Annotated in this window: 16 protein-coding genes and 1 tRNA gene; 12 read left to right on the top strand and 5 right to left on the bottom strand. The window is 71.0% G+C overall.

Going from position 1 to position 14,966, the window contains the following annotated elements:
* The first annotated feature begins 58 nt into the window (after positions 1-58).
* Both O0235_RS10435 and O0235_RS10430 read left to right on the top strand, forming a co-directional pair.
* Positions 59-135, top strand: a tRNA-Arg gene (locus tag O0235_RS10435).
* Between the two features lie 211 nt (positions 136-346).
* The gene (locus tag O0235_RS10430) at positions 347-958 is read left to right on the top strand and encodes a hypothetical protein (protein ID WP_270055733.1); all 612 of its coding nucleotides are present in this window, start codon (positions 347-349) and stop codon (positions 956-958) included.
* 13 nt (positions 959-971) lie between these two features.
* Here O0235_RS10430 and O0235_RS10425 read toward each other — a convergent pair whose 3' ends face one another.
* Together O0235_RS10425 and O0235_RS10420 are read right to left on the bottom strand one after the other, a co-directional pair.
* Complete coding sequence (locus O0235_RS10425; protein ID WP_270055732.1) at positions 972-1,391, bottom strand: pyridoxamine 5'-phosphate oxidase family protein; 420 nt, start codon at positions 1,389-1,391, stop codon at positions 972-974.
* 53 nt (positions 1,392-1,444) lie between these two features.
* Entirely contained in the window at positions 1,445-1,939 is a 495-nt protein-coding gene (locus O0235_RS10420; RefSeq protein ID WP_270055731.1) for a nitroreductase family protein, read from the bottom strand.
* 125 nt (positions 1,940-2,064) lie between these two features.
* Between O0235_RS10420 and O0235_RS10415 the strand changes: the two genes are divergently transcribed.
* Both O0235_RS10415 and O0235_RS10410 read left to right on the top strand, forming a co-directional pair.
* On the top strand, positions 2,065-3,105 hold the full coding sequence (locus tag O0235_RS10415) for a phosphotransferase family protein (RefSeq protein ID WP_270055730.1): 1,041 nt from the start codon (positions 2,065-2,067) through the stop codon (positions 3,103-3,105).
* Positions 3,106-4,122, top strand: a complete 1,017-nt coding sequence (locus O0235_RS10410) for an LLM class F420-dependent oxidoreductase (protein ID WP_270055729.1) — start codon at positions 3,106-3,108, stop codon at positions 4,120-4,122.
* Positions 4,123-4,137: 15 nt separating this feature from the next.
* Here O0235_RS10410 and ychF read toward each other — a convergent pair whose 3' ends face one another.
* The 3 genes from ychF to O0235_RS10395 are packed head-to-tail and all read right to left on the bottom strand — an operon-like array spanning position 4,138 to position 6,393.
* Positions 4,138-5,235, bottom strand: coding sequence for a redox-regulated ATPase YchF (gene ychF, locus O0235_RS10405; protein WP_270055728.1), 1,098 nt, complete (start codon positions 5,233-5,235; stop codon positions 4,138-4,140).
* Between the two features lie 4 nt (positions 5,236-5,239).
* Complete coding sequence (locus O0235_RS10400) at positions 5,240-5,851, bottom strand: mismatch-specific DNA-glycosylase (RefSeq protein ID WP_270055727.1); 612 nt, start codon at positions 5,849-5,851, stop codon at positions 5,240-5,242.
* Positions 5,848-6,393 (bottom strand): hypothetical protein, encoded by a 546-nt coding sequence (locus tag O0235_RS10395; protein WP_270055726.1) that lies wholly within the window; start codon positions 6,391-6,393, stop codon positions 5,848-5,850. The genes O0235_RS10400 and O0235_RS10395 overlap by 4 nt, the downstream gene beginning before the upstream one ends.
* A gap of 80 nt (positions 6,394-6,473) precedes the next feature.
* Between O0235_RS10395 and O0235_RS10390 the strand changes: the two genes are divergently transcribed.
* From O0235_RS10390 to O0235_RS10355, 8 genes are all read left to right on the top strand, one after another.
* Positions 6,474-6,953, top strand: a complete 480-nt coding sequence (locus O0235_RS10390) for a pyridoxamine 5'-phosphate oxidase family protein (protein WP_270055725.1) — start codon at positions 6,474-6,476, stop codon at positions 6,951-6,953.
* A gap of 23 nt (positions 6,954-6,976) precedes the next feature.
* Positions 6,977-8,320, top strand: coding sequence for a bifunctional folylpolyglutamate synthase/dihydrofolate synthase (locus O0235_RS10385; protein WP_270055724.1), 1,344 nt, complete (start codon positions 6,977-6,979; stop codon positions 8,318-8,320).
* A gap of 178 nt (positions 8,321-8,498) precedes the next feature.
* A complete protein-coding gene (locus O0235_RS10380; RefSeq protein ID WP_270055723.1) occupies positions 8,499-10,220 on the top strand; it encodes an ABC transporter substrate-binding protein in 1,722 nt (573 codons plus the stop codon).
* A gap of 74 nt (positions 10,221-10,294) precedes the next feature.
* Positions 10,295-11,236: an ABC transporter permease gene (locus O0235_RS10375; RefSeq protein ID WP_270055722.1), complete on the top strand. Its 942-nt coding sequence runs from the start codon at positions 10,295-10,297 to the stop codon at positions 11,234-11,236.
* A gap of 8 nt (positions 11,237-11,244) precedes the next feature.
* On the top strand, positions 11,245-12,255 hold the full coding sequence (locus O0235_RS10370) for an ABC transporter permease (protein ID WP_270055721.1): 1,011 nt from the start codon (positions 11,245-11,247) through the stop codon (positions 12,253-12,255).
* 41 nt (positions 12,256-12,296) lie between these two features.
* Positions 12,297-13,121, top strand: coding sequence for a methylenetetrahydrofolate reductase (locus O0235_RS10365; protein WP_270055720.1), 825 nt, complete (start codon positions 12,297-12,299; stop codon positions 13,119-13,121).
* Positions 13,118-13,879 carry an endonuclease/exonuclease/phosphatase family protein gene (locus O0235_RS10360; protein WP_270055719.1) on the top strand — a complete coding sequence of 254 codons (762 nt, stop codon included), beginning with the start codon at positions 13,118-13,120 and terminating at the stop codon, positions 13,877-13,879. The genes O0235_RS10365 and O0235_RS10360 overlap by 4 nt, the downstream gene beginning before the upstream one ends.
* 32 nt (positions 13,880-13,911) lie before the next feature.
* Complete coding sequence (locus O0235_RS10355) at positions 13,912-14,961, top strand: response regulator transcription factor (protein WP_270055718.1); 1,050 nt, start codon at positions 13,912-13,914, stop codon at positions 14,959-14,961.
* Positions 14,962-14,966: the final 5 nt, after the last annotated feature.

Here is a 14,966-nt window from a genome sequence, read left to right as displayed (position 1 = left end):
GGAGCGGCCGAGGGGGTAAGATGGTGAGCGCCGGGCGGACGGCGAAGGTCATGGGCGCGCCCTCGTAGCTCAATCGGATAGAGCAGCTGACTTCGGATCAGCAGGTTGTGGGTTCGAGTCCTGCCGAGGGCGCCATCGCTGCTGCGGACCGGGGGCGGCCGCCGCATCGCGGCGCAGAGAAGAGCCGGTTTTCCCGAACGTGACGCATCTTCTCCACAGCGTCAGCGACGACGCGAAACTTCAGCGCGACAGATTGGCGACAACAGTATCGCAACTGCTGCGCGATGTTCTCCGCCGCAACAGGCGCGTATACTCCCGCGCATTCTTCGCGGGGAGGGCGAACGAGATGTCGCAGCAGGGCAGCCACTGGCCGCTGACATTGACGGTGTTGAGCGCGCTGGTCGTGCTCGGTTCGGTGGGGCCGTGGGCCTCGGTGCTGTTCGTCACGGTCAACGGCACGGAAGGGGACGGCGCATTCACGGCGGTTTTTGGCGGCGTGGGCATCCTGCTCGCTGCCTTGAGCTTCAAGAACCAGAGCCGGTTGAAGTACGGCGCGATTGCCGGGCTGGGCGGCATCTCGGCGGTGATTGGCGTCATCGACTGGGCGGACATCGCGAGCGAGCCGGAGGGCGAGCTGGGGATCGGCGTCCAGGTGGAATGGGGGCTCGTGCTGATGACGCTGGCAGCGATGGCGAAGACGGTCGCCGGCGGGGCGGCGTTCTGGGGTCTGCAGCGCAGCGCGGCCGCCGCAGCGCCGGGACTCGCCGGGGGACTCGACCGGACGGCGGGGTTCTCCGCCGTGATCGGCGGAGGGTCCGCCGGGGAACCCGCAGCGGAGCGGTCAACGCTGCAAAGCGGCGAGCATGGGGCCGATGACCGGTGGGAGCCGGAGACGCTCCCGGCACCGGAAGCGCCGGTGGCGAAGCCGGAGCGGCGGGACCCTTTCCGGCGCGCGTGACGGGCCGGGCAAGTCAGTCGCGGGACATGATGACCTGGCCGGCCTGGACGACGCGGTCGACGCGGATGAGGACCGCGATGCCGCGGCGCTCGGGGTCGCGGTCGAGTTCGGCCTGGATGGTGCGGTCCATGACTTGCTGGCGGAGGGGGCCATCGCGGTGGAGCTCAGCGGCGCCGAAGAACTTCCACGCGAGGCGGGTCTTCGCGTTGCGGTAGAGGAGGCAGACGCGGGGGTTGGCCTCGAGGTTGCGGAGGGTCTGGCCGTGGGCGCGCTCCCAGAAGGCGAGGTGCTCGGCATCGAAGACCATGGCGCTGCCTTTGAAGGCGATGTCGGGTTCCCCGATCGCGGGGTCGGCGGTCGCGACGATGACGGGGGCGCCATCGGCGAGGGCGGTTTCGAACGCCCGGCGCATGTCGTCGGTGAGGGCGATCATGGGCGGCTCCGGGGAAGGGGTGTGCGGGGGAGGCTAGCGGGCCGGGCCGGGGCTCACCAGCGCTCGTAGTGGACCAGCTCCTCGAGCGGGAGGCGCTTGCGGGCGACGGCCGGGGGCGGGCCGGCACGCTCGGGGTCGAGGTAGCCGAAGCCGATGACGCGGTTGATGGAGACGTCGGCGGGGATGCCGAGGAGGCCGCGCAGCGCTTCTTCGGGCAGGTGCGCGGGGCAGGAGCCGATGCCGTCGTTCCAGGCGGCGAGCATCATGTTCTGGGCGCAGCGGCCGGCATCGAAGGGGTGTTCGCGGACCTGGGTGATGACGATGACGACGGCGGCGTCGGCGAGCCAGCGGGCCATCGGGCTGAGGCCGGCGAGGGCCTGCTTGCCTTCGGGGGACTGGACGACGATGAAGCGGTTCGGCTCGGAGTTCTTCGAGGACGGGGTCATCCGGCCGGCCTGGAGGATGCGGCGGAGGGATTCAGCCGGGATGGGCTGGGGCAGGAAGGCGCGGCGGTCGCGCTTGGAGATGGTTCCGCGGTACAGGTCCATGGGCGGGATTGTACGCGAGGGCCGCGGGCCGCTGGTTGACGGACGGACGCAGGGCGGCAAGACTCTCGGGGCCCCTCATGCTGGCACCGGTGTGCCCGGGGGAGTTCGAGCGCGGGGAAGGAGCCATGGCGGAGACACCCCTCGGGGAGCTGATCGACCTGCCGGCGCTGGAGCGGTTCGTCAACGAGCACGTGCCGGGCGAGCCGGGCCCGATTTCGGTGGAGAAGCACGTCGCGGGCTTCTCGAACGAGACGTTTTATGTCACGCGCGGTTCGGAGCAGTGGGTGATGCGGCGGCCGCCGCGGGGGCCGCTGCTGCCCACGGCGCACGACGTCATCCGGGAGTACCGGTATATCGCGGCGCTGCACGGGAAGGCGCGGGTGCCGCGGCCGGTGGCGGTCTGCGAGGACCCGTCTGTCATCGGGGCGCCGTTCTACCTGATGGAGCGGCTGGATGGGACGGTGATCCGTTCGGAGGTGCCGGCGGCGTACGACACGCCGGAGGGACGGCGGCGGGTGGCGGAGGAGCTGGTCGACGCGCTCGTGGAGCTGCACGCGGTGGACTGGCAGGCGGCAGGGCTGACCGGCAAGGGGGAGACGTACCTGCCGCGGCAGGTGGAGCGGTGGGCGAAGCAGTGGGAGCTGACGCGGCCGCGGACGCGGGAGCTGCCGGGACTCGATGAGGCGACGGACTGGCTGCGGGCGCGCATCCCGGCGGAGGCGGACGTCGCGGTGGTGCACGGGGACTACAAGCTGGACAACGTGATCTTCGCGAACGGGGAACCGCGGCTGCTGGGCATCCTCGACTGGGAGATGGCGACGATGGGCGACCCGCTGGCGGACCTCGGCTGGCTGCTTTCGACGTGGGGCGACCAGGGGGACCCGCCGGGGACGCGGCAGCTGAACAACCGCTCGACCCTGACCGAGATGGAAGGCTTCCCGACGCGGGAGGAGATGGCGGCGCGGTACGAGGCGAAGAGCGGGCGCTCGATGAAGCATTTCGGGTTTTACCGCGTGCTCGCGGCATACAAGATGGCGGTCATCCTCGAGGGCCTGTACATGCATTACCTCGAGAAGACGGCCTCGAACCCTGGCGCTGCGGAGTTCGAGTGGTACGTCCCGGTCCTGATCGACCGGATGCATCGATTGATGGGGGAATCGAGCTAAATGGCTGAGAAGCGACTGTCACTCTCCGTGCCGCTGGACGGCGTGGGCCTGCGGGAGCACCCGGAGATCTGCCAGGAGGCGGAGCGGCTGGGCTACACGGACGCGTGGTCGTACGAGGTGGACGCGATCGACGCGTTCACGCCGCTGGCGGTGATCGGGCTGCATACGAACCTGCGGCTGGGCACGGCGATCGCGAACGTGTACACGCGCGGGCCGGCGACGCTGGCGGAGACGGCCGCCGGGGTGGCGGAGGTGGCGCCGGGGAGGTTCAACCTGGGCATCGGCTCAGGCTCGCAGCCGATCGTGGAGCTGTGGAACAGCGGGAAGTTCCGGAAGCCGGCGACGCGGGTGCGGGAGATGGCGCTCTTCCTGCGGCGGGCGTTCGCCGGGGAGCGGGTGGTGTTCGAAGGCGAGACGTTTCGGGTGGACGGCTTCCGGATGAGCAAGCCGCCGAGCCAGCCGATCCCGATTCACATCGCGGCGCTGCGGGAGGGGATGCTGCGGGTGGCAGGGGAAGTGGGCGACGGGGCCATCATCAACTGGCTCTCGGCGGAGGACGTGAAAAAGAGCGTCGGCGTGGTGCGGGAGGCAGCGCGGGCGGCGGGCCGGAACCCGGATGAGGTGGAGATCACGGCCCGGCTGATGGTGTGCATCGACCCGCTGACGCCGGAGGTGGGGCAGCTCCAGCGGCGGCACCTGAACGCCTACCTGAACGTGCCGGTATACAAGGAGTTCCACCGCTGGCTGGGGCGGGAGCGGCTGCTCGCGGCCATGTGGAGCGCGTGGGAGAGCGGCGACCGGAAGGGCGCGCTGGCGGCGGTGCCGGACGTGGTGGTGCAGGACCTGTTCGTGGCCGGGACGGCCGCCGAGCGGAACGCCCATGTGAAGCGGTACCTGGAGGCCGGCGTGGATACGGCGTTCCTGCAGTTCATCTCGTTCGACCCGGACCCGGCGGTGCGGCGGGAGCGGGTGCTGCAGGCGATGCGGGAGATGTCGCCGAAAGCGGCCGGGCTCTAGGGGACGGGCGCGGCCTCAGACGTTGAAGAGGATGTGCAGGACGTCGCCGTCCTGCACGACGTACTGCTTGCCTTCGGTGCGGAGAAGGCCGCGCTTCTTTGCTTCGGCTTCGCTGCCGGCGGCGAGGAGGTCTTCGCAGCGGATGACCTCGGCGCGGATGAATCCGCGCTGGAGGTCGGAGTGGATTTTGCCGGCGGCTTCGGGGGCGGTGGCGCCGGCGGGGATGGTCCACGCGCGGCACTCGTCGGGCCCGGCGGTGAGGAAGGAGATGAGGCCGAGGAGGCGGTAGCTGGCGCGGATGGCGCTGGCCATGCCGCTTTCGCTGACGCCGGCGGCGGCGCGGAATTCGGCGGCCTCTTCTTCGGAGAGTTCGTTGAGGTCCATTTCGAACTTGCCGGCCATGACGGCGACGTCGCGGCCGGGGCCGGAATACTTCGCGCGGAAGGCGGCTTCGAGCTCTTCGCGGCGGGGGAGGTCCTCTTCGCCGATGTTGATGAGGAGGAGGATGGACTTGGCGGTGAGGAACTGGGTGCCTTCGAGGAGCTGGCGGTCCTCGTCGGAGAGCTCCTGGGCGCGGATGGGGGTGTCGGCTTCGAGGCCCGTCTTGAGGCGTTCGAGGAGCGCCTTGAGGCGGAGGGGACGCTCGCGCTCGCCGGCCTTCATGGAGCGGATTTCGGTCTCGAGGCGCTGGAGGCGGCGTTCGATGATGGCGAGGTCGGCGAAGGCGAGTTCGAGGTCCATGACCTGGATGTCGCGGTCGGGGTCGACGGAGCCCTCCGGGTGGGGAACGGCGTCGTCGCGGAAGGCGCGGACGACGTGGATGAGGGCATCCATGCGGGCGAGGTCGTTGATGAACTTGCCGGCGGGGCCTTCGCCCTTGCCGAAGGATTCGCCCGCGGCGGGAAAATCGACGTACTGGATGGTCGCGTAGGTGACTTTTTTCGGCTTGAAGAGGCGGGCGAGCGCATCGACGCGGTCGTCGGGGACGCTGACGACGCCGATGTTGGGCTGGCTGGAGGAGGAGTAGGCGCCGACCTGGGCGGAGCCGCGGGTAACGGCGTTGAAGACGGTGGTCTTGCCCGAGCGGGCGAGTCCGATGATGCCGAGCTGCATGGGATTAGCGTGGGGCGGGATCGGCCAAGGGGGAAGGGGCGCGCGGCGCGGGGAGGCCGAGGGCGTCGAGCGCCTCGCGGAGGCGGTGGAGCCATTCGAGGCGCTCGCGGTGCCAGCGGGAGGCGAGGCCGCTGGAGCTGGGGATGACCCACGGGATGGTGGCGCCGATGCGCTCCGGCTGTTCGCCGTACGGCCGGCGCGCGAGCTCGCGCGGGGAGAGGCCGAGGGCGTGGCGGGCGAAGTGCTGGTAGATGCCGCGGCCGCTGAAGCAGACGATGGCCGGCTGGAATTGGCGCAGCTCGCGGTGGAGGCGGAGAGCGCCGGCGCGGATCTCCTCGGCGGTGAGGTGCTCGGCGCGGACGGTGGGCCGGCAGCAGAGGTCGGTGAAGCCGATGCCCGCTTCCGCCGGGAGGCGGCGGTCGTCCCCGGGGCTCACGGGGCGGCCGGCGATGCCGGACTGGCTGAGGTGGACCCAGAAGCGGTTGCCGGGGCGGGCGTAGTAGTGGCCGGCCTCGGCGGAGTAGATGGCGGGGTTGTAGCCGATGAAGACGAGCCGGAGTCCGGGCTGGAGGAGGTGGTCGAGGGAGCCGGGGTAGTCGCAGGGGACGCTCGTCATTCGAGGGCGAAGCGGACGCGGGGGTTGGCGAGGTGGAGGGCTTCGAGGCGGAGCGGGCGGGTGTCGGATTCCGGGCGCTCGACGACGAAGCGGAGCTCGACGGTGGAGGTTTTGCCGAGGGGCGGCGCGAAGCCGGGCTCGCCGTCGGTGGCGGCGCTGGCGGCTGGGAGCCAGTTTTCGATGCCGGCCACTTCGAGGGTCCAGTCGGCGAGGGTGGCGTCCCACGTTTTGTTGTTCGTGATGCGGAGGCGGATAGCGACGTCGCTGCGCTGCATGCCGGGCGAGGCCTCGCCGAGGGGCTCGGAGGCGATGCCGACGGCTTCGACGGTGATGACGCGGCCGTCGCCCTCGAAGGTTTCGCCGGCGGCGACCTTCGTTTCGCCGTAGATGCTCCGGAGGATGGGCGGGAGGGCGTAGAGGCCGACCATCATGCCGACGAGGACGCCGATGACGGCGCCGGCGGCGATGCAGCCGGCGCGCCCCTGTTTGTCGGGCGAGGGCTGCTCGAGGAGGACGCGGCGGCCGGGTTCCGATGCTGACACCTGCGACAACCGTACGGCGGCGGCGCGCATGCGTTCAACGGCGGTGCGCGTGGGAGGGGGCGCTCGTAGAATGCGGGGCCGTGACGGGCACGCTGAGCCGGGAGGAGATCCTCGCGCAGGCGTACGCCCTGGGGCTGGACCAGCCCGGGGGCACGCTGGCGACGACCCATGCGGAGGACGGGACGCCGTACGTGACGTTCGTGCTGTTTCACCTGCGGCCGAATGGGGAGGTGCTGTTCGGGAGCGGGACGCGGCCGCAGCACACCCGGAACATCCGGGCGACGCCGGAGGTGTCGTTCCTCATCGACAACCGTGAGGTGATCCGGTCGGACTGGACGGCGTTCCACCGCGCGGTGATCGAGGGGCGCGCGGAGGAGGTAGCGAAGGAGTCGGCGGATTACACGCCGCTGCTGCAGGAGTTGGAGACGAAAAACAAGATGGCGGCGGTGTTCACGGACCGGGGGATCCTGTTCCGGATTCGGCCGCGGCGGCTGATTCTGATGCGGGGCTTCGAGGCGGCGCGGCATATCGTGGATTTCGGGGCGGAGGACGCGGGCTGAGCCGGCGGGGCTAGAATCGGGGCGTGGATTACCGGGAAGCGATCGACTACCTGCTCTCGCTGAGCGATATGGAGCGGGGCTATCAGGCCTCGCCGAACCCGACGATGAGCCTCGCCTCGGTGCGCTCGCTGCTGGCGCGGCTGAACGACCCGCACCTCGGGCGGCCGACGGTGCACATCACGGGGTCGAAGGGCAAGGGGACGACGTCGGCGATGATTGCGGGCATCCTGCGGGAGGCCGGGTACGCGACGGCGCTCTACACGAGCCCGCACCTCCATTCGTTCACGGAGCGGATTGCCATCGGCGGCGAGCCGGTGAGCCCCGAGGAGTTCGCGGCCGGGATGACGGCGATCCTGCCGGCGGTGGAGGCGGAGCGGGAGAGCGTGCACGGGGACGTCTCGACGTTCGGGGTGCTGACGGCGCTGTTCTTCTGGCTGGTGCGGGCGCAGGTGCCGCGGGTCGACTGGCAGGTCGTGGAGGTCGGCCTCGGGGGGACGTTCGACGCGACGAACGTGTTCGAAGCGACGGAGGTGGCGGTCATCACCCCGATTTCGCTCGAGCACACGCAAATCCTCGGGAAGACGACGGTGGAGATTGCGCGGGACAAGTCGGGCATCATCAAACCGGGGACGACGGCGGTGGTGGCGAAGCAGCGGGACCCGGCGGTGCTGGACGTCATCCGGGAGCGGTGCGTGGAGGTCGGGGCCTCGATGGTCGACGTTGGGGGGTCGTACGCGGTCGAGGTGACGGAGAAGCACCCGTGGGGGCAGCGGCTGGAGGTGCGGCGGTCATCGGGCGAGGTCATCGCGCTGCGGACGCCGATGCTCGGGCGGCACCAGGCGGAGAATGCGATGACAGCGGTGGCGGTGGCGGATGCGATCCGGGCGCGGGGTTTCGCACTTTCGGACCATGCGATTGCGGAGGGGCTGGCGCGCGTGCGGGTGCCGGGCCGGCTGGAGGTGATGGGGCAGAAGCCGCTGATCGTGGCGGACGGGGCGCATAACGGCGAAAGCGCGGCGGCGCTGGCAGCCGCGCTGCGGGAGTACTTCACCTGGAAGCGGTGTTTTCTCGTCATCGGGGTGACGCGGGACAAGGACCTGCGGGCGATGGGGTTCGAGCTGGCGCGCCTCGCGGAGCTGATCGTGTGCGTCGGCTTCCGGAATCCGCGGTCGATGGACCCGTACGAGATGATTCAGCAGATCGGGTTCCTCGGGCCGGCGGCGGTAGCGGAGGAGACGGTGGCGGGGGGGATCGAAACGGCGCTGGCGCACGCGACCGCGGACGACCTGGTCTGCATCACGGGCTCGCTGTACGTGGTGGCGGAGGCGCGGGAGGCGGTGCTGGGGGAGAGCGTGGTGCGGGGATAGGGCGGGCAGGGCCGCGCGGAGAGCTGGCGGGCCATCCAGCCAGCGGGCGGCGGCGTATGGAAAGGTGACGGGCCCGTACCCATTGATCGCAGTGGCGTCTATCGGCAGGATAGGCAGGCCCCTGTTGATTGACTGCTCAACGCGGGCCCCGAAATTTCTGGAGGGGTACAGGAATCCCATGAGCTCCTACTGGGACAACTACTGGCGCCGGCGGAAGCTGAGCCGGCGCGGCGTCCTCGCCGGCGGCTCGGCGGCGACGCTCGGCATCGCGACGATGGCCATCGCGGGCTGCGGCGGCGGCGACGATGACGACAGCGGCAGCAACGGCGGCGGGACGCAGCTGACGCCGGTGGCGCCGACGCAGGACGCGACCGAGAAGCCGGTCGCGGGCGGGACGCTCCGCTTCATGGGCGGGCCGATCGGCTCGGTGATTGACATCCACCGGACGAACACGCCGTGGGAGTCGTCGTTCCTGTGGCACTGGTGCGGGAACTTCCTGATGCGCTTCCAGAAGACGGCGCCGTTCCTGCCGGAGCCGGATCTCGCGGCGGCGCAGCCGGAAATCGTCGATGGCGGCACGACGCTGATCTTCAAGCTGCGGCCTGAGGCGAAGTGGCAGAACAAGCCGCCGGTGAACGGCCGGCAGGTGACGGCTGAGGACGTGAAGGCGAGCTTCGACCGGATCAAGGCGCTCGGGCCGCTGTCGCCGCGGTCGGGCAACTACGCGATCGTCGATTCGATCGAGGCGGTCGACGCCACGACGGTGCGGTTCAAGCTGAAGGCGCCGAAGGCCGACCTGCTGAACGCGATGTCGGACCAGTACGACCTGGTCATCCCGAAGGAGATCGCGGACCGCGGCCAGGACGCGATTACCAAGCCCGAGGACGTGATCGGTTCGGGGCCGTACGAGATTGCGGCGTTCGAAGCCGGGCAGCGCATCGCGGTGAAGAAGCGGCCGGACGGTTACTGGAAGCCGAACACGGCATGGCTGGACGGCGCGGAGGTGGTGAACCAGACGGACAACCAGGCGCTGGTGAACGCCATCCGGGCGAACCAGGCGGACTCGGTCGGGCTGCCGGCCGACCTCGCGCGGCAGTTCGAGAACGACCAGAACTTCTACATCACGCGGGCGCCGAACCCGACGCGCGAGTGCCTGCTCATCAACCACACGAAGGAGCGGTACAAGGACGTCCGGGTGCGGCAGGCGCTGTGGCGGGCCGTGGACCGGAAGCAGGTCTACGACAACGTCTACGCCGGCGGCGGCGTGGCCGGCGGCGCGATGACGCCGGCGGCGGCCGGCTGGGTTCTCCCGGACGCGGAACTCGCCAAGCTGCCGGGCTTCGGCAAGCGGGAAGACGAGATCAAGGAGGCGAAGGCGCTGCTGGCGGCGGCCGGCTACCCGGACGGCTTCGACGAGACGATCATGACGGCCACCGCGTTCAACGCGAACCAGGTGACGGACGTCATCGTGTCGAACCTCCGCGAGGTCGGCATCCGGCTGACGATCGACAACGTCGGCACGGACTTCGCGACGATGCTGCGGCGGCAGGTCGCGGGCGACTACAACCTCGCGGGCACGCTGTTCCTTTCCGGGCCGTACCCGGATGCGCAGCTGCTCATCTACCACCACAGCGACCCGGCGAAGGGCTCGCGGAACTACGGGAAGTTCGCCGACCCGGAGATCGACCGGCTGCTGGACCAGCAGTCGGTGGAGTTCGACTACGAGAAGCGGAAGGCGATCGTCTTCGAGATCCAGCGGAAGCTGGCGGAGAACCCGGGGCCGGTGTGGATCGGGTCGCGGGTGCTGTTCAGCGTCATCAACAAGCGCGTGCGGAACGTGGTGGCGACGCCGTTCCTTGCCGGGTACGACGACGCCGAGGACGTGTGGATCAAGGCCTAATCGGCCGGGTCTCCTTCTGGTAGGATTCGGGGCCCCGGGGAGCACCTCCCCGGGGCCTTCTTGGGGGTTCGACGATGCAACAGATCATCGTTCGGCGGCTCCTGCTGTCGATTCCGACGCTGCTCATCGTGTCGTTCCTTATCTTCGGGATTTTGCGGCTGGACCCGGATGCTGCGGTGGCGGCGCGGCTGGGCGAGGGGTACACGCCGGCGGCAGCTGAGCAGCTCAAGGAGGAGCTGGGCCTGAACAACCCGATCGCGACGGAGTACGTGAAGTGGCTGGGCAACCTGCTCCGGGGCGACTGGGGGACGTCGATGTACAGCTACCGCCCGGTGCTGGAGGAGATCGGGCCGAAGATCGGCGTGACGCTGGAGCTGGCGCTGGTGGCGGTGGTGTTCGCGGTCATCATCGGGATTCCCATCGGCGTGGTCTCGGCGATGCGGCAGGACACGTGGCTGGACTACCTGCTGCGCGGTTTTTCGATCCTCGGGCTTTCGGTGCCGGGGTTCGTGATCGCGACGTTCGTCCTGGCGTTCCTGGCGATCCAGTTCAAGTGGATCCCGCCGACGCAGTACGCGGCGCCGTGGGAGGACCCGCTGAAGAACTTCCAGCAGTTCGCGCTGGCGGGCTTCATCCTCTCGCTCTCGACGGCGGCCTCGGTGATGCGGTACGCGCGGACGATGATGCTGGACGTGCTGCGGCAGGACTACATCCGGACGGCGTGGGCGAAGGGGCTCCGGGAGCGGGTGATCATCATGCGGCACGCGCTGAAGAACGTGCTGCTGCCGGTGGTGACGGTGATCGGCCTGACGATGGCGACGCTGGTGGGCGGGACGGTGATTTTCGAGACGCTGTTCACGCTGAACGGGGTGGGCCGGCTGCTCATCCGGGGCGTGTACGAGCGGGACTACCCGCTGGTGCAGGGGATCACGCTGCTGTTCGCCATCGCGGTGGTGGTGATCAACCTGGTGGTGGACATTTCGTATTCGCTGCTCGATCCGCGGGCGCGGGGGTGAGGTGACGCATGGCTGACGCTGCTGCGCAGGTGACGATTTCCGAGCCGCTGAGCCGGCCGGCGCCGAACGCGTTCGGGCGGACGGTCGGGTTCTTCCGGACGCTGATGCGGACGAAGCCGCTCGGCTTCATTTCACTCCTGATCATCATCGCGCTGGGCATCCTGGCGATTGCGCCGGGGGTGTTCGCGACGCACGAGCCGGCGGATACGCGGGCGGGGGTGCGGCTGCAGAAGTACTGCCTCGGGCCGCAGGACACGTTCCTCTGCCCGACGGTGGTCGAGCGGTCGGCGACGTTCGGGGACCGGACGGTGCCGGGGAAGCTTTCGAACCCGTTCGGGACGGACCAGCTGGGCCGGGACAACTACAGCCGGATCGTGTACGGGGCGCGGAACGCGTTCTACGTGGGCGTGGGCGCGGTGATCATCTCGTCGGCGCTGGCGCTGCTCATCGGGGTGACGTCCGGGTATTTCGGCGGCAAGTACGACGCGGTGGTCCAGCGGTTCGTGGACGCGGTGATGGCGCTGCCGGTGCTGGTGGTGCTGCTGGCGGCGACGACGATGCTGGGCGGGGCGAGCTTTGGGAAGCTGATCGTGCTGCTCGGGCTGCTCGGGGGCTTTGCGGGCTCGCGGGTGATCCGCTCGGCGGTCATCTCGGTGCGGTCGGCACAGTTCCTCGACGCGGCGCGGGTGCTGGGTGCGACGGACGCGCGGATCATGGTGCGGCACGTCATCCCGAACATTTTCGGGCCGCTGATGGTGCAGGCGACGATCGGGATCGGCGGCATCATCCTCGCGGAGGCGGCGCTGAGCTTCCTCGGCTTCGGGGTGGTGAACCCGGACCAGCCGACGTGGGGGCAGATGCTGCAGATTTCGCAGCAGATTGCGAGCATCCGGCCGGACCAGCTGGTGTGGCCGGGGCTGTTCATCGCGCTGGCGGTGTTCAGCTTCAACATGCTGGGGGATGCGCTGCGCGACCTGCTGGACCCGCGGCTGCGGGGGGCGCGAGGGAGCTTCGGCTGAGCGGGCTGGACGCTTCGCGGGAGGCGTCGGAATCTCTCGGTATGCGGTTTCTCGAACGGCTGGCGGCGAGTGAGTTCGCCGTCGCGCTCGAAATCACGCCGCCGCAGCGGCACCTGCCGAAGGTGCTGCTGCGGCGGGCGCGTTTGCTGGGGGATGCGGCCGATGCGGTGAACGTCATCCAGCGGCCGGACCGGCAATCGAGCCTCGAGGCGTCGCTGGAGCTGCTGGCGGCGGGCATCGACCCGGTGTGGCACCTCGCGGCGCGCGGCGAGACGCGCGAGTCGGTGGCCGCGGCCGCGGCGCGGGCGCGGGATGGGGGGATCGTGCAGGTGCTGTGCGTGGCGGGGGACCATGCCCCGGCCGGGGAGGGGCCTTCGCTGACGGTGCGGGAAGCGATCGCTGCGGTGCGGGCGGCGCACCCGGGGATGACGATTGGGGCGACGCTGAACCAGTACGCGCGCGACCCGGCGGCGGCGCGCCGCAACCTGCTGCCGAAGCTCCGGGCGGGGGCGAGCTACGTGCAAACGCAGCCGACGTTCGACGTGGGGGCGCTGGAGCGTGAACTGGCGGCGGTGCGGGCGCAAGCGCCCGTGGCGGCGGCGATTGCGATGGCGATGCCGCTGCTGACGGCCGAAGCCGGCGAGCGGATCTCGCGGCGGCTCGGGCTGGAGCTGCCGCCGCGGCTGCGGGATGTGCTGGCGGCCGGGGATGAGGAGGCAGCCTGGGCGTACTTCGCGGGGACGCTGGCGCGGCTGCGCGAATCGCCGGCGTTCCAGGGCGTTGCGATCATGACCTTCGAAATGGACCCGCTCCCGGCGGCCGGGGCGCGCATCGTGCAGGCGCTGGAGGCCGCAGGCATCCGGTGAACGGTGACGGGCTCCGCCTGCGCGCCGCGACGTGGAACATCCGGAACGTGGCGGACCGGTGGGCGGAGCGGAAACCGCTGCTCACGGCGGCCTTCCGGGAGCTGGCGCCGGACCTGTGCGGGCTGCAGGAGGTCGCGCTGACGGGCGATCGGCAGGACGACCTGCTGGCGGGGGTGCTGGGCGGCCACGTTCGGACGCTGGCAGCGGAGAGCCCGCGGTTCCCCGGGTTCGGGACGGCGATCATCGTTGCGCGGGGCGAGGTGCTCGCGCATGAGGTGCTGGACCTCGGGCAGGGACGGACGGCGCAGCGCGCGCTGGTCGCGCTGCCGGGCGGGCTGACGCTGTGGTTCGCGACCACGCACCTGCACCACCGGCCGGGCGAGGACGGGGTGCGGCAGGCGCAGGCAGAGCGGCTGGCGGCGTGGATGGACGACGCGCCGCGGGCAGATGCTGAGGTGGTCGCCGGGGACTTCAATGCGCGGCCGGGCGAGCCCGCCTGCCGGGTGATGGAGCGGGCCGGGTTCCGCTCCGCGCACCGGGAGGCGAACGGCGCGGAGCCGGGGCGGACGTGGCCTTCGGGAATCGTCGCGCCGGGGATGGATACCGAAGGGGAGCCGGGCTGCCTGGACTACCTGTGGCTTCGCGGCAGCGTCGCGGTCGAGCGGGCGTGGCTGGCGGGGACGGCGCCCGCAGCGGGCGACCCGGGGCTTTACCCGAGCGATCATTTCGCGGTGGCGGCCGACCTGCGGCTGGGGTGAGGGCGCGCGTCGGCCGCGCCGATGATGGTGGCATGGAACGGTGCGCCTGCTGCGAAGAGCGGCCCGCCGGCTGGGCCATTGCGGCGCAGCCGCTGCGGCGGTACCGGGGCTGGCGGCCGGTTGGCCCCGGGGAGCGCACCGGGGTGTGCGGCTGGTGCGCCCGGTGGCTGGCGCAGCTGGCGGCAGATGCGCGGAGCGGCGAGGGACGGCTGTTCGGTCAGCCGGGCGCGAACGGGCGGCATCTCGTGTTCGATGACCAGTGCGCGGTGTGCTGCGAATCGCCGGCGGAGCGGGCTGAGCGGACGGCCTGGCTGCGCGGCGGGCAGGCGGCCGGCGAACTGTTCCTGTGCGTGCCCTGCGCGCGGTGGCTGCTGGGCCTGGCGGGTTCCGGGCGGACGCTCCAGGGCTCGCGGGAGCGGCACCTGGACGGCGGCTACGGGGCCTGGCCGCATCCGCGGCTGCGGGGGATGCGCACCTGGAGCAGCGTGCGGGACCGGGGCGCGGCCGAGGTGATTGGCGCCGCTGCGGCAGCGATGGGGCTCGTCGAGGCGGGCTCAGCGGAGGAAGCGGACGCGGTGCTCATCGAGGCGGGGGCTGCCGCCGACCTCTGCCGGGAGCTCGGGCCGGGGGCGGGGCGCGTGATCGTGCTGGCGGGGCCAGGCGCGCAGGTCGAGACGGCGCGGGCGCTGGAGGCAGGGGCGTTCGGCTGGGTGACGGCGCCGTCGACGCCGCAGCAGCTCACGGCGATGCTGGCGCGGCTGGCGCGGGGCGAGCGGCGCGGGGGATGGGACCCGGCCACGTGCCTGCCGCTGCTGGAGCCGGGGCGCGGCGGCCGACCGTGGCTGTGGGTGGAGGTGCCGGGACCGGGGGAGGCCTGGGCCACGGCGTGGCTGGTGCGGCGGTTTTCGCGCGGGTACGACGCGATCGGCGCGGTCGACGGGGGCATCGGTGTCGTGCCGCTCGTGCCGCCGGGAGCGGTCGGGCGGGTCGCGGCGCGGCTGCGGCAGGCGGCCGCCGGCGCGCGGGTGGAAGTCCGCGGGGCGGAGGACCCTCCGCGGCGGCGGTTCGAGGCTGCGGGGTGAGCGGC

It is taken from the genome of Tepidiforma flava (genome assembly GCF_027594505.1).
Taxonomy (GTDB): domain Bacteria; phylum Chloroflexota; class Dehalococcoidia; order Tepidiformales; family Tepidiformaceae; genus Tepidiforma; species Tepidiforma flava.
Note: the sequence above shows the minus strand (reverse complement) of the source record. Positions and strands in the feature narration are given on the sequence as shown.

Excerpts from the sequence above, each read along its gene's own strand:
- O0235_RS10430 (WP_270055733.1), top strand. The coding sequence starts at position 347 with ATGTCGCAGCAGGGCAGCCACTGGCCGCTGACATTGACGGTGTTGAGC.
- O0235_RS10425 (WP_270055732.1), bottom strand. The coding sequence starts at position 1,391 with ATGATCGCCCTCACCGACGACATGCGCCGGGCGTTCGAAACCGCCCTC.
- O0235_RS10420 (WP_270055731.1), bottom strand. The coding sequence starts at position 1,939 with ATGGACCTGTACCGCGGAACCATCTCCAAGCGCGACCGCCGCGCCTTC.
- O0235_RS10415 (WP_270055730.1), top strand. The coding sequence starts at position 2,065 with ATGGCGGAGACACCCCTCGGGGAGCTGATCGACCTGCCGGCGCTGGAG.
- O0235_RS10410 (WP_270055729.1), top strand. The coding sequence starts at position 3,106 with ATGGCTGAGAAGCGACTGTCACTCTCCGTGCCGCTGGACGGCGTGGGC.
- ychF (WP_270055728.1), bottom strand. The coding sequence starts at position 5,235 with ATGCAGCTCGGCATCATCGGACTCGCCCGCTCGGGCAAGACCACCGTC.
- O0235_RS10400 (WP_270055727.1), bottom strand. The coding sequence starts at position 5,851 with ATGACGAGCGTCCCCTGCGACTACCCCGGCTCCCTCGACCACCTCCTC.
- O0235_RS10380 (WP_270055723.1), top strand. The coding sequence starts at position 8,499 with ATGAGCTCCTACTGGGACAACTACTGGCGCCGGCGGAAGCTGAGCCGG.
- O0235_RS10375 (WP_270055722.1), top strand. The coding sequence starts at position 10,295 with ATGCAACAGATCATCGTTCGGCGGCTCCTGCTGTCGATTCCGACGCTG.
- O0235_RS10370 (WP_270055721.1), top strand. The coding sequence starts at position 11,245 with ATGGCTGACGCTGCTGCGCAGGTGACGATTTCCGAGCCGCTGAGCCGG.
- O0235_RS10365 (WP_270055720.1), top strand. The coding sequence starts at position 12,297 with ATGCGGTTTCTCGAACGGCTGGCGGCGAGTGAGTTCGCCGTCGCGCTC.
- O0235_RS10355 (WP_270055718.1), top strand. The coding sequence starts at position 13,912 with ATGGAACGGTGCGCCTGCTGCGAAGAGCGGCCCGCCGGCTGGGCCATT.